The 11,880-nt window shown below is 36.0% G+C and carries 13 protein-coding genes and 1 tRNA gene; 2 read left to right on the plus strand and 12 right to left on the minus strand.

Annotation, left to right across the window (positions count from 1 at the left end):
* Positions 1–60: 60 nt before the first annotated feature.
* Both GQN54_RS15200 and aroQ read right to left on the minus strand, forming a co-directional pair.
* Positions 61–591 carry a hypothetical protein gene (locus GQN54_RS15200; protein WP_160634416.1) on the minus strand — a complete coding sequence of 177 codons (531 nt, stop codon included), beginning with the start codon at positions 589–591 and terminating at the stop codon, positions 61–63.
* Between the two features lie 36 nt (positions 592–627).
* Entirely contained in the window at positions 628–1,053 is a 426-nt protein-coding gene (gene aroQ / locus GQN54_RS15205; RefSeq protein WP_160634417.1) for a type II 3-dehydroquinate dehydratase, read from the minus strand.
* A gap of 37 nt (positions 1,054–1,090) precedes the next feature.
* Here aroQ and xerD point away from each other — a divergent pair, with 37 nt between their 5' ends.
* Positions 1,091–1,990: a site-specific tyrosine recombinase XerD gene (gene xerD / locus GQN54_RS15210; RefSeq protein WP_160634418.1), complete on the plus strand. Its 900-nt coding sequence runs from the start codon at positions 1,091–1,093 to the stop codon at positions 1,988–1,990.
* 215 nt (positions 1,991–2,205) lie between these two features.
* On the opposite strand, the gene GQN54_RS15215 is transcribed toward xerD, so the two are convergent.
* The 10 genes from GQN54_RS15215 to GQN54_RS15260 form a co-directional block, all read right to left on the minus strand.
* A complete protein-coding gene (locus GQN54_RS15215; protein ID WP_160634419.1) occupies positions 2,206–2,781 on the minus strand; it encodes a Maf family nucleotide pyrophosphatase in 576 nt (191 codons plus the stop codon).
* On the minus strand, positions 2,771–3,790 hold the full coding sequence (locus GQN54_RS15220) for a geranylgeranylglycerol-phosphate geranylgeranyltransferase (RefSeq protein WP_160634420.1): 1,020 nt from the start codon (positions 3,788–3,790) through the stop codon (positions 2,771–2,773). Before GQN54_RS15220 ends, GQN54_RS15215 begins: the two co-directional genes overlap by 11 nt.
* A 258-nt stretch (positions 3,791–4,048) precedes the next feature.
* On the minus strand, positions 4,049–4,561 hold the full coding sequence (locus GQN54_RS15225; protein ID WP_160634421.1) for a hypothetical protein: 513 nt from the start codon (positions 4,559–4,561) through the stop codon (positions 4,049–4,051).
* 358 nt (positions 4,562–4,919) lie between these two features.
* The gene (locus GQN54_RS15230; RefSeq protein WP_317163998.1) at positions 4,920–5,306 is read right to left on the minus strand and encodes an SRPBCC family protein; all 387 of its coding nucleotides are present in this window, start codon (positions 5,304–5,306) and stop codon (positions 4,920–4,922) included.
* Positions 5,307–5,519: 213 nt separating this feature from the next.
* The gene (locus tag GQN54_RS15235) at positions 5,520–6,506 is read right to left on the minus strand and encodes a glycosyltransferase family 9 protein (protein ID WP_160634423.1); all 987 of its coding nucleotides are present in this window, start codon (positions 6,504–6,506) and stop codon (positions 5,520–5,522) included.
* 1 nt (position 6,507) lies between these two features.
* Positions 6,508–7,323, minus strand: a complete 816-nt coding sequence (locus GQN54_RS15240; RefSeq protein WP_160634424.1) for a 2,3,4,5-tetrahydropyridine-2,6-dicarboxylate N-succinyltransferase — start codon at positions 7,321–7,323, stop codon at positions 6,508–6,510.
* A gap of 5 nt (positions 7,324–7,328) precedes the next feature.
* Positions 7,329–8,495 (minus strand): glycosyltransferase, encoded by a 1,167-nt coding sequence (locus GQN54_RS15245; protein WP_160634425.1) that lies wholly within the window; start codon positions 8,493–8,495, stop codon positions 7,329–7,331.
* 3 nt (positions 8,496–8,498) lie between these two features.
* Positions 8,499–9,686: a glycosyltransferase family 4 protein gene (locus GQN54_RS15250; protein ID WP_160634426.1), complete on the minus strand. Its 1,188-nt coding sequence runs from the start codon at positions 9,684–9,686 to the stop codon at positions 8,499–8,501.
* Entirely contained in the window at positions 9,686–11,125 is a 1,440-nt protein-coding gene (locus tag GQN54_RS15255) for an LptF/LptG family permease (RefSeq protein ID WP_160634427.1), read from the minus strand. The genes GQN54_RS15250 and GQN54_RS15255 overlap by 1 nt, the downstream gene beginning before the upstream one ends.
* 76 nt (positions 11,126–11,201) lie before the next feature.
* Positions 11,202–11,582, minus strand: a complete 381-nt coding sequence (locus GQN54_RS15260) for an START-like domain-containing protein (RefSeq protein WP_160634428.1) — start codon at positions 11,580–11,582, stop codon at positions 11,202–11,204.
* Positions 11,583–11,728: 146 nt separating this feature from the next.
* On the opposite strand from GQN54_RS15260, the gene GQN54_RS15265 reads away from it, so the two are divergent.
* Positions 11,729–11,802: transfer RNA gene (locus GQN54_RS15265), tRNA-Met, on the plus strand.
* The last annotated feature ends 78 nt before the right edge of the window (positions 11,803–11,880 follow it).

An 11,880-nucleotide genomic window follows, 5' to 3' on the forward strand; every position in this document is an offset into this window, starting at 1 on the left:
AAACAGCCTTATTAAATATTTTCTTTCGAATTAAGTTGTTAGATATCAGTTTGTTTTAAATTAATCTTCCACTAGGTCGCTAATTTCTTCCATTTTTTTTCGAGTATATCTGCCCGAAGTAGTGTAAATTATGGTACCTTCTTTGTCTAAAACATATAGATAAGGTACTTTACGATCTTCCATAGCCAATTCATCTCTTAAATCACCCATCTCTCCCTTATATAAAAGAATATTATCTCTATATGTGTCTGTGGTTCCTTCTTTAATCATTTTTTCTGCTTTGTTGTATGCTGCCTTATTTACTCCTGTAAATAAAAGTACCAATTGTACATTGACGTCGTAAACCATCGCATTTAAACCATTTTCGTCTAAGAATAAGTCATAAACAGGAGCTCCCCAAGAATATAAGTCTTCTTGAGCATCTTCTGAAAATGCAACGCCAATTAAAGTGAATTTTCCTTTGGTATCTGATGGAATAGAAACAGTTTGGTCATTTAGGTTGGCTGCGTCTAATTCAGGAAAAGGGTTGCCTTCTTGCGCTTTGGCAAAAAATGTAGCAATCATAAGGATTGGGAATAGGATTTTTTTCATGTGCTGTAATTTGTAATGTATACGCTAAAATTCGGATTATATTTTGGTAGATTCGAAATATTGAATCGCTAATTGATAAGATAAAAATCCAAATCCACTGATGCATCCAACACAGTTTTTTGCAATTAAGCTAGTGTGTCGTTCTGCTTCCCTTGCCATGATATTCGATAGGTGAACTTCAACTACCGGCACTGAAATGGCTGCTATAGCATCTGCTATGGCAATACTCGTATGCGTATAAGCTGCAGCATTTAAAACAATTCCATCATATTGTCCGTCTGCTGCCTGAATGTAATTCACCAATTCGCCTTCTATATTCGATTGTTGAAAGCTCAATTCCATTGCTGAAAACTGTTTTTTCAAACCATCCAAAATTTCTTCAAAAGTTTGTTTGCCGTAAATGTTGATTTCACGTTTTCCCAACAAATTCAAATTTGGGCCGTTGATAAGTAGAATTTTCATACATCAAAGATAAGGTACAAAGTTATAATTTTGAAGCATGAACTGGACACCAGACCTAAATGGGTTTAAAGCATATTTACAATTGGAACGATCGCTTTCAGAGAATTCGATTGAGGCTTATTTGAGGGATGTCGATAAGTTGGTGCAGTTTTTTGAAACCATTTCTCTAGAAATTTCGCCCACTAAAGTCACCGATCAGCACCTTTCTGATTTTATCAATTGGATTGGGGAGATTGGACTAGGCGCTCGTTCTCAGGCACGAATTATTTCTGGACTGAAGGCTTTTTTTAATTACTTAATCATGGAGGATCGGATCACTGTTGATCCAACGGAGCTGATTTCAATGCCACAAATGGGGCGAAAGTTACCAGAAGTGCTGAGTATTGAAGAAATCAATGCCATGATAGCTGCAATAGATTTAAGCAAGGCAGAGGGAGAACGCAATCGGGCTATAATAGAAACACTCTATAGTTGTGGATTGCGAGTGAGTGAGTTGGTGAATCTAAGGTTGTCTCATGTGCTTTTTGAGGAGGGTTTTTTAAGGGTGATAGGTAAGGGAAACAAGGAACGGTTGGTGCCTATGGGTAAGGTAGCGATAAAGTACATCCACTATTACTTAGAATCGACTCGAAATCATCTAGATATAAAACAAGGAGATCATGATGTTTTGTTTTTGAATAGGCGTGGCGGTCGATTAACACGAGTGATGATTTTTACAATTGTGAAAAACTTGGCGCTTTTGGCAGATATCGATAAAACCGTTAGTCCACATACATTTCGGCATTCTTTTGCGACTCATTTAATTGATGGAGGAGCTGATTTACGGGCAGTCCAAGAAATGTTGGGACACGAAAGCATCACCACTACGGAGATCTATACACATCTAGATGTAGGATATTTGAAAGATACAATCACTCAGTTTCATCCGAGAGCTTGATTTCAATGTATCAATTTAACAATGAATCAATTTAACAATAAGTCAATGGATCAATTTAACAATAAGTCAATGTAATAATGTACCAATGAACATTGCTTTGCAATGTTGTTATACAACTCTACAAGGGTTAGTAGAAAGAATGTACTTGATTCTACCATAAAAGGACATCGAGTGATCGCGCTTTTCACACGATTGTATCGAGATGCGCTTTTAACCTACCATTTCTTTAATTCATCATACAGCAAATGCATCGGCATGCCCATTACGGTGTAATACGATCCAGTCATTTTTTGAATGGCAATGTATCCTATCCATTCCTGAACGCCATAAGCACCGGCTTTGTCTAGCGGTTGAAACTGATTGATGTAAAACTCAATTTCTTCTTCGTCTAATGGTTTGAAAGTGACTTCTGTTTGATCACAGAAAACGATTTTTTTCTTGGTATCCAACAAACATACTGCAGAATAAACGGTATGTGTCTGTCCGGATAATTCCCGCAACATCTGTTTGCCTTCGTCCAATGATTTTGGCTTTTCCAATACTTTACCATTCAGACAAACCACGGTGTCAGAAGTGATCAGTAATTCATCTGCTTCTAAGTCATCTGCAAATGCTGCTGCTTTTTTTTCGCTGATAAATGATGGAATTTCTGCTTCTTGTAAATGATTGGGATAGCTTTCGTCAATGTCTTTGGTTCTGATTTCAAAATCAATACACAAGCCTTTCAGCAGTTCTTGACGACGAGGAGATTTGGAAGCTAATATGACCTTTTTGTTGAGTTTATTGAGCATTCATGAAAAATTCTTGGAAGTAAATCACAGAGGTAAATAAAATACCAAAAAGCATAATCAATTTAGTCAATCGACTAGCCCACGCGTATTCGTTTTTCTTTTTAGCACTGAATAGTTTAACCATTAATAAAATCAACGGCAACTGGATAAATAATGAAAAGTAGGCGAATGAAATAAATTCGGAGCTGATCAATTGCATGTATTGCACCAATGCTAAAAATACAAATGTGATACTGCTAATAATAATCGCTGTATTGTTAGCAACACTAATTCCTGCAACGATAGGCAAGGTTTTACAGCCTTGTTCCAAATCGCCTTCGTAATCTTCTATGTCTTTTATGATTTCACGAATGAAGGTCAATAGGAAAGCGAAAAGTGCATAACCAGCAATCCATAATCCGATGTTTTGGAGCACATCCTTGAAGAATACTGCTGCATAAATTGGGTTTTCATTGGGGAATAGGGTAGTGTAGTGTTGCAACTGCTCTACCAAGTGATTTTTTAACTCGACAAATTCGTACAATCCTGCTGAAATAGGCACCAAAGCTGTTAGACTCGCAATGATGAAATTACCGACTAGCATTCTACGTTTGAAATTTACGGAGTAATACCACAATGCTAAAACACTACTTATTTGAATCAGTGCCAACCAAGGAGATTTTAAATACAATGCGATGTAAATAGAGATGATGATGGCAATTAAACTTATTACGATGTGAGCGCCCATGGCCACTCTGCGTTTAATTAAGTTGCCAACAATGACCTTTTTGGGCTTGTTGATGATGTCAATTTTGGTATCGAAATAATCGTTGATAATGTACCCAGCTGCTGCTACCATTACGGTGGCGAGCACTAACAGAAAGAATAATGACTCACTTAGCGCCAAGGTGAATCCTGATCCATTAAGCATTGGGAACATGAGGCCGAAGCGAATGGCATATTGCGTTAATGCAATGATGATAAGGTTGGGTAAACGAATGAGGCGAAAAAAGGCAGAGAAGCTTTTCATATTCGATTGGATGTTTTGCCAAAATTACCTAATCGAGAGTAAAGATGGACTATGGTTGAATACTATTTTTTTGTTAAGAAAGAATAAATAATGAACTGTTTTTAATTGATTTAATGATAGAGAAGCAACTCTTTTCAGCTCAATTAACCACAAAGGATGCAAAGGGAATGTCACAAAGGTCGCAAAGAAGGGAAGTGGTTTTAATAGTTAACTCGACTAAACTACTAGACCTATTGTATTCTTAGGTCTTTGTTGATATTATTTTTTTAATCTATAAGAAACAATAATTATTAATAAGATTAATGGAATAAGAATTACTGAATATTCAAAATATCCTTTTCCAAATCCCTTTAGGCCACTATCAACTGATAGATAAACTTTATCATTAGACTTGATTGAAAATGTTCGAACCCTTTCATTGAATTTGAATAAACTCTCCAAGTCGTTTTTTGAAATATTAAAGGTTATTCTATCTCCGTATTTTGCGTTCTTACTAAATGATTTGCTATCCCATTTTTTATAACTTACCTGAAAAAAGCATGGGAATTCATTGAGTCTTATGTGGTAAGTAGAATCATTTTCAGTTTTCTTAATCTTCTTGAAGTAAACTAATACTTGGTCTACTGATTTGAGAGTTCCGTTTATTTCTATAAGGTCAGATTTGCTTTTTACGTCAGGTCGTTTTACTAGTAAGTAGATTCCACCAATAAAAACTAGTGATAGAAAGAATAGAAATTGAGAATCCCAAATTGTCCGTAAAATATGTTTCATTTAGCTTGTTATCAAAAGCTTATTAGAAATAAAGGAGACTTAAATCACTTTTTAAATCGATTCCAAATTAACTAAATTATTTAAAATTATTACTTTATGATATTAAACTTTAGAAATATCATAAGTGGTAAGAAAGTGAACATGAACTGATTAATGATGTGAGTAAAACCAACTTAATTAACCGCAAAGTTCTCAAAGGAAGTGTCGCAAAGGTCACAAAGAAGGGAAGTGGTTTTATATAAAACCTTGGAGGTTTAGTGTTGAGCTTGAAAGTAAATCTTCTAGGTTTGGAGTGTCAATTGGTATTCGGCTTCACAGACTCTAAGTCCAAGCGAACGTAGGAGGTATAAATATTTTTCTATAAAACTTGTTGCCATTTATTAGATTCCGCAAAATCTTTTATAATCTCATTTCTATGAGTTAAAAACTTTGACATGTAGTTTTTTAGAAAAACAAAGTCAGCAACCTTACCGATAATCCCAAATGGAGAAGTGTAATCGAAGATATCTGTCATTTGTGTAATCCCATTTTTGAATTCAAAAAAATGCTCATGTTTGAATTTTTTGAATACTCCTTTTTTCATTTCGTCAACGAAATAAGTCGGGCTTTTCATTTCAGTTATTACAGTCGTCAGTTGTTGAGTGATTCCGAAATGTCGTGCCTGCCAAGTAACAAATTCATCTTTATTAATAAGCCATGAAGTGGTTCCTGCAATTGCAATTTCATTAGTTTTCGCAGTAGACATTTTATGAAGGTCAATGCTGCGAGATAAATCAAAACATCTTTCGATTGGGGCTGAAATAATTGTAATTATTTTGATAAAAGGCATAACTAAAATAGATCAGTTTTTATTACCGCTTGCACAAACTCACCGATCATGTAAACGGAATATTCAAATTTAAAAATCCGCTAGCGCGGACTTGCAGTCCGTGCAAACTTAATCTTCAAATCTAAAAACCTACACCCTCGGCACTCGAATCTCACTCGTCTCAATACTGTGTGCACAATCAAAATGACCTAACGGGCATTTCTTTCTACCATGCAATCCACACGGGCGGCATTCCAATTCTTTTTTAGTTTCCACAATAACAGAATCTGTTGCTACTGGACCAAAACCAAATGATGGAATTGTAGAGCAATAAATGGCTGTGGTTGGAGCATTTACAGCAGAAGCCATGTGCATAGGAGCTGAGTCGTTTACATAATTCATGGCTGCACCTTTCATTAAGGCTGCAGAATCCAGGAAGTTTAATTCGCCACATAAAACAGAGATATTGCCCCGTTTCGCTGCTGATTGTATCGCTTCTGCTGCTTCTTTGTCTGATGGAGCACCCAATAAATAAACAGTTATTGACTCATCTATTTGGTGAATCAATTCCAACCATTTTTCGGCGGGATATTGCTTGGTAAACCACACCGAAGTGGGGGCTATGCAGACATATTTCCCTTTTTGATAGGGTTTAACTTTTTCAAAGTTAGCAGCAGTCGGGTATAATTGTGGTCTATAGTAGCGTTGACCGGTAATGTTTCGGATCAATCGCAAATTTCGAACGGTTTCGTGTAAACCAGTTCCAATCTGGTGCTTTATTTTATCGGTATAAGTAAAAGAAAATGGGTTCTTATCGAAACCCACTTTCTCTGTGCCTTTTGATAAAGCAGTCATTAAACCACTCGCTGCAAAGCGTTGTAGATTAACCACCAAATCGTATTCTTTCTTTCTGATTTTCCCAATGGTTTGGAAAAGCCCCCAATATTTATTGTTCTTTTTGTCCCAAACAATCACCTCATTTAATTTCGGGTGATCCGTAAACAAACTTTCATTGCCTTTACGCAATAGAAAGTCGATTTTAGCACCTGGGAAAAAATCGTACAGCTTCTCGATTAACGGGGTCGCTAATATCACATCGCCAATAAATGCGGTTTGTATGATGAGTATTTTTTTCAAATTACACAGCTACATTAAAGTCTCTCAATGCATCGTTCAACGATGTTTTCAAGTCGGTGCTTGGTTTTCTTTTTCCAATGATTAATGCACAAGGTACTTGAAAATCTCCTGCTGGGAATTTCTTAGTATAGCTGCCAGGTATAACTACAGAACGTTCAGGCACTTCTCCTTTCATTTCAATCGGGGTATCACCGCTTACATCTATAATCTTAGTTGACATGGTAAGCACCACATTGGCTCCCAGTACTGCTTCTTTTCTTACTCTAACACCTTCTACAACGATGCATCTTGAACCGATGAAGCAATTGTCTTCGATGATAACTGGAGCTGCTTGTAATGGTTCTAACACACCACCAATTCCTACGCCACCACTTAAATGTACATTCTTTCCAATCTGCGCACATGAGCCAACCGTTGCCCAAGTGTCTACCATCGTTCCTTCGTCTACGTAAGCACCAATGTTAACATAGGAAGGCATCATAATAACGCCTTTGCTAATGTATGCGCCATATCTGGCTACTGCATGAGGAACTACTCGAACGCCCAATTCTTTGTAGTTGGTTTTCAATTTCATTTTGTCGTGAAACTCAAATGGACCTACTTCAATGGTTTCCATTTCTTGAATTGGAAAGTATAAAACCACCGCTTTCTTCACCCATTCATTCACTTCCCAACCATCTGAAGTTGGTTTTGCAGTGCGCAATCTGCCTTTATCGATGTGTTCAATGACTTCTCGTATAGCTACTTTGCTTTCTTCTTTTTGAAGTAATGCTCTATCATCCCAAATTGCTTCTATTTTCGACTTCAATTCTTCCATTCTTGCTATTTTTTAAAAAGTTGTTCTAATTTTTCTGTGCTATTTTTCCAACTAAAGGTTTGATTCACATAGTTAAATCCATTGTTGGCAATGGCAATCGCTAGATCTTTTTTCTGCATTAAAGATACAATGTGTCTCGCATATTCTTCTGTATTTCCGCCAATCAAAATATCTTTACCATTAGTTGCTCCTAAAGCATTGTTAGCCAATTCAGAAGTTACACAAGGCAATTGCATCGCCATCGCTTCTAATAATTTATTTTGTAAACCCGTACCAATTAACATTGGGGCAACAAATATTTTGGCGGCATTGTAATAATCTCGGATGTCTTCTACCCATCCAGTCACTGTTACATTGTCGTTGGATAGAGCTTTTACTCGATTAGATGGAGAAGCACCTGCAATAACCAATTGTATATTTGGAATGCTTTGTTTTACTAGGGGTAAAATTTCATTGGCTAAATATTCTACACTGATTACGTTAGGTTCGTAACTCATGTTTCCCGTAAATATCAAATCATATTTTTTTTCGGTTGGTTGAGCTTTAAAAAAATCGTGTTCTACACCGTTGGGAATAATCTCGATGGTATCGTTATGTACATTGACAATCAAATCTCTATCTTGCTCTGAAATAATAACTTTTCGATCGAAATAATTGAAAATGAAGTGCTCGTATTTTTTTAGTCTAAGTGCCTCTATCTTGATAAAGGGTTTTAGATAAAAGGGACTATTCTCCACCCTTCGTTCCATGCCTCGGGAAAGCGCATCCATATAATCCAGTGTCTTGGGAATGTGCTGAATGTTTTTGACGTACTCTGAAGTACGAATCAATTGGCAAAAAATATGTTCTATTTGATTAATTTTTATCGCGTCTTCAATTTCTTTTTTGGCTCTCTTGGAGTAAAAGTAAAGCACTTGAAAAGGTAGTTTAGAAAAGAAAATTCCTAAAAAAACATTCCAATACATCATTATTTTACTCAATTGAATCACTTTGATGGATTGGCAGTAAGGGGCCAATTCTTTTCGTTGTTCTTCCGATATAGCTACATCGCTTATAGCGCACAAATGCACTTCGTTGTTTTTTGACAACTCTTTTATCTGATGATAAGCACGCAGCTTATCACCTTTTTCTAAAGGATAAGGAAAACGAGAAAGTAGAACAAACAACTTCATAAACTAGATGGTCGAATAGAATTCCATTAATTGATTAATAATTTCATCGTTATTGAAGTGTTTTTTGACAAAAATACGGGCATTTTTTCCCATTTCTATTTGCAAATCTTTGTTTAAATGTAATTTTTTAATTGCTTCACAAAAATCATCAGCAGTATCAGCAATACACCCCTCTTTTTTAGTGATGGGAATGCCTTCCATAGCTTTAGTTGTTCCAATAATGGCTTTTTCTAGGGCCATTCCTTCTAATACTTTTATCCGAATTCCGCTTCCAGAAAAAAGTGGAACAATCATAATTCCTTGTTCACGAATGAATTCCATTGCATCTAATACTTCACCATGGATAACTATTCCTTTCGTATTTAAATTAGAAATTGACTCAGGCATTGATTTTCCTGCAATGTGTAGTTTTAAATTGGGGTATATGGTAACTAAATTCTCCCAACAGTTTTCTAAAAACCAATTCAATCCTTCTAAATTAGGAATCCAATCCAAAGAACCGAGGTAAAATAAGTCATTGGAAGTATTCGACGAAGTAGGGTAATAGGTGTTGGGATTGATTGAAAAAGGAACTTCTACACATGGAATGGTGCAGCCTAACTTTTTCATCTGTTGTATGTCCATTTGGCTGATTGCTGCGATACCATCAAATGAATTGAGGTGTTTATCTTCAAATCTTTTAAGGCGCTGATAGAGGAGCTTTAAATAGGATTTCTTTAATGGGTTTTTACATTGTTCATATTTTTCCCACCATATTTGTTGCTCAATATTGTGTGCACGATAAACGATTTTAGCCGTTGTGTTTTCTTGAATTACACGTAAATAAGGCACAACAAACAAACTTTCTAAATGCACTATATCAAATTGATTGCTCTTTAATTGACTAATGATTTTTTCTTCAAATTCTTTAGAGTAAAATCGATTAATATTGTAGGATTCTGAAGAGAAAAGATTAAAAAATGCAGCTGAAGGTTTTAGGTTGGTATCTATTTCAACGTGTTCAATTTTAGTTGTTCGTAAATAGTTATCCGATAATTTGTTCTTCTGAAAAGGGTGTTTGGCTGTGGATAAAGTCAAAATTTTTAGATCGCAACCTTTCTTGATTAGTCCGTTGCTGATATCGTTCATTGCAAGGCATCCACCATCTATAGCCGGCAATGGTGGTTTATGACAAATTTGCAAGACTTTCATTAGCGCTCTATTTTCTTTTTCTTCGGTAATAACTTGGTGATAAAGTTGGTGTAAGCTTCCGTTTTAAATAATTCGGAATCGGTGGTAGCCTTGTAGGCCAATAAAATTCCAATTGGTAAAAGAATAAAGGATGAAAGCCACATTCCTTCAAATGAAGATAAAGCACCTTCCTTCGCCATTTTTTCACCTGTTATACTCACCATGTGATAGATTAAAAAGAATATTACAGAAATGACCATTGGCATTCCTAATCCACCTTTACGAATGATGGCTCCTAATGGTGCTCCAATTGAAAACAGTATGATGCAAGCAAAGGACAAGGTATATTTTCTGTGCCATTCAATTTCGTGTCGTCGGATAGACTCTTCTCTTATATCACGCTCTCTAACCATAGCATCAGATTTTGACTTAGCACTTCGAGCTAGATTGGAGGCGGTTTTATACACACGTTCTTTCTCAAACTCATTCAAAGGGTTGAGTAGAGAATCGAATACGATTTGCTCTGTTCGTGCGGTGTTGGCTATTTCTTCCTTTGGACGGTTATAGTTGGAATAAGTGAGTGCGATATTATCCACATAAGCTAACTCAGATCTGTTTTTTTTGTTTTTAAGAGAGTCAATAGCAACACTGAGCTGGTCAATGTTGAGCATTTTGTAATTTGTTTTAAATAAATCTTCGTCAGTTCTATTTAATTTAAATTCAGATAAGTCGGTTCTGATTAGGTTCTCTTTAAACTCTACTCTTGCTAATACATGTTTGTTCTCACCGGATTTATCAGGTTGTTCGTCATAACTTCTTCCGTTGTACAAAGTCATTTCTAAATACCGCTTATTAGGAGAAAGCACCATCAATCCTTCTTCTGCAATAGTAACCGTCCTATTTCCTCGGTCATCGGAATGGTCGTAGATTAATATATCATACAATCTTTCACCTTCTTCGGTTGATTTTTTGTCTCCTACGCGAATGGTCAAATCATTGAGTTCGCTCGAAAAAATACCTGGTTTAATATCCATTGCAGGTTTCTGTTCCCGCACATCATACAGTAGCGACCTACTTTTAAGATTGGCAATAGGCAGTAAGTAGTTGGCAAAAAGAAACGCCCCTATAGAAAGGAAGATAATAAAAATTGTGAGGGGTCGAAGAATACGCTTTAAGGATATTCCCGCTGATTTAAAGGCAATTAACTCATAGTGTTCACCTAGATTACCAAAGGTCATTAATGAAGATAGCAAGATGGCTAATGGCAGAGCCAAAGGGACTAAACTGGCAGAGATGTAGGCCATCAATTCTAAAATAACATACCATTCCAATCCTTTACCCACCATATCATCAATATGCTTCCAGATAAATTGCATGAGCAATATAAAAAGTGCAATAAAAAAGGTGGCCACAAAAGGAGCAGCAAAGGATTTAAGAATAAACTTAGTAAGTGTCTTCAATGGCTGTTGCAGTAGAAAATTGAAGTGCAAATATAATCAATGAAAAAGGAAAATGCTGAGGAGAATCAAAAGGGTGTTAGCCGCCGATAACACTTAACAATTCACTGACTTGTGATTCCCATAGCATTCTAGCTTCATCCATTTCATCTTCTTCTGCAAAATCTGTTATAATAAGTGCTGCATCTTTTGTTAGTTCATCGATGCGAATTCTGAATTCAAAAAAGGTTCCGTCATCTTCTTCTTCCCATTTAAATTTGATGTGAGAGCCAGCTTTTTTAGTAATTAATTCAGCCACTTCTTCGCTGCCATCCCAAATAAAAGTGAACTTAGAGCCACGAGAATTTACGTTGTCGGCAAACCACTCAGAAAGTCCGCTTGGAGTTGCAATAAAGTTATAGAGTATTTTAGGTGAGGATTTTACGGGAAATTCTAATTGATATTCTATTTTTTCTGACATATTGTAATGTACTAAATTCCAAAAAACATTAATAGTGCAATATAGATAAAAATCTCTCATGTCAGATAAAGAAATAATTAAAAAAATGTGAAAATAAATGCGTGTAGAATTTACAATTTATTATATTTGCAGCCCGAAAAAAAGATGGCGTGGTAGCTCAGGTGGTTAGAGCGCAGGATTCATAACCCTGAGGTCGGCGGTTCAATTCCGCCTCACGCTACAAAAGCTTCACAGAAATGTGAAGCTTTATTTGTTATATATGTTTTCATAGAGGGCAGGATTTCAGATTCATTTTATA

The sequence above is a fragment of the Acidiluteibacter ferrifornacis genome (assembly GCF_009909615.1).
Lineage (GTDB): Bacteria > Bacteroidota > Bacteroidia > Flavobacteriales_E > Vicingaceae > Acidiluteibacter > Acidiluteibacter ferrifornacis.

Coding starts and splice junctions, on each gene's coding strand:
- xerD (WP_160634418.1), top strand. CDS start 1,091: ATGAACTGGACACCAGACCTAAATGGGTTTAAAGCATATTTACAATTG.
- GQN54_RS15225 (WP_160634421.1), bottom strand. CDS start 4,561: ATGAAACATATTTTACGGACAATTTGGGATTCTCAATTTCTATTCTTT.
- GQN54_RS15240 (WP_160634424.1), bottom strand. CDS start 7,323: ATGGAAGAATTGAAGTCGAAAATAGAAGCAATTTGGGATGATAGAGCA.
- GQN54_RS15200 (WP_160634416.1), bottom strand. CDS start 591: ATGAAAAAAATCCTATTCCCAATCCTTATGATTGCTACATTTTTTGCC.
- GQN54_RS15215 (WP_160634419.1), bottom strand. CDS start 2,781: ATGCTCAATAAACTCAACAAAAAGGTCATATTAGCTTCCAAATCTCCT.
- GQN54_RS15260 (WP_160634428.1), bottom strand. CDS start 11,582: ATGTCAGAAAAAATAGAATATCAATTAGAATTTCCCGTAAAATCCTCA.
- GQN54_RS15250 (WP_160634426.1), bottom strand. CDS start 9,686: ATGAAAGTCTTGCAAATTTGTCATAAACCACCATTGCCGGCTATAGAT.
- GQN54_RS15230 (WP_317163998.1), bottom strand. CDS start 5,306: ATGTCTACTGCGAAAACTAATGAAATTGCAATTGCAGGAACCACTTCA.
- aroQ (WP_160634417.1), bottom strand. CDS start 1,053: ATGAAAATTCTACTTATCAACGGCCCAAATTTGAATTTGTTGGGAAAA.
- GQN54_RS15245 (WP_160634425.1), bottom strand. CDS start 8,495: ATGAAGTTGTTTGTTCTACTTTCTCGTTTTCCTTATCCTTTAGAAAAA.
- GQN54_RS15220 (WP_160634420.1), bottom strand. CDS start 3,790: ATGAAAAGCTTCTCTGCCTTTTTTCGCCTCATTCGTTTACCCAACCTT.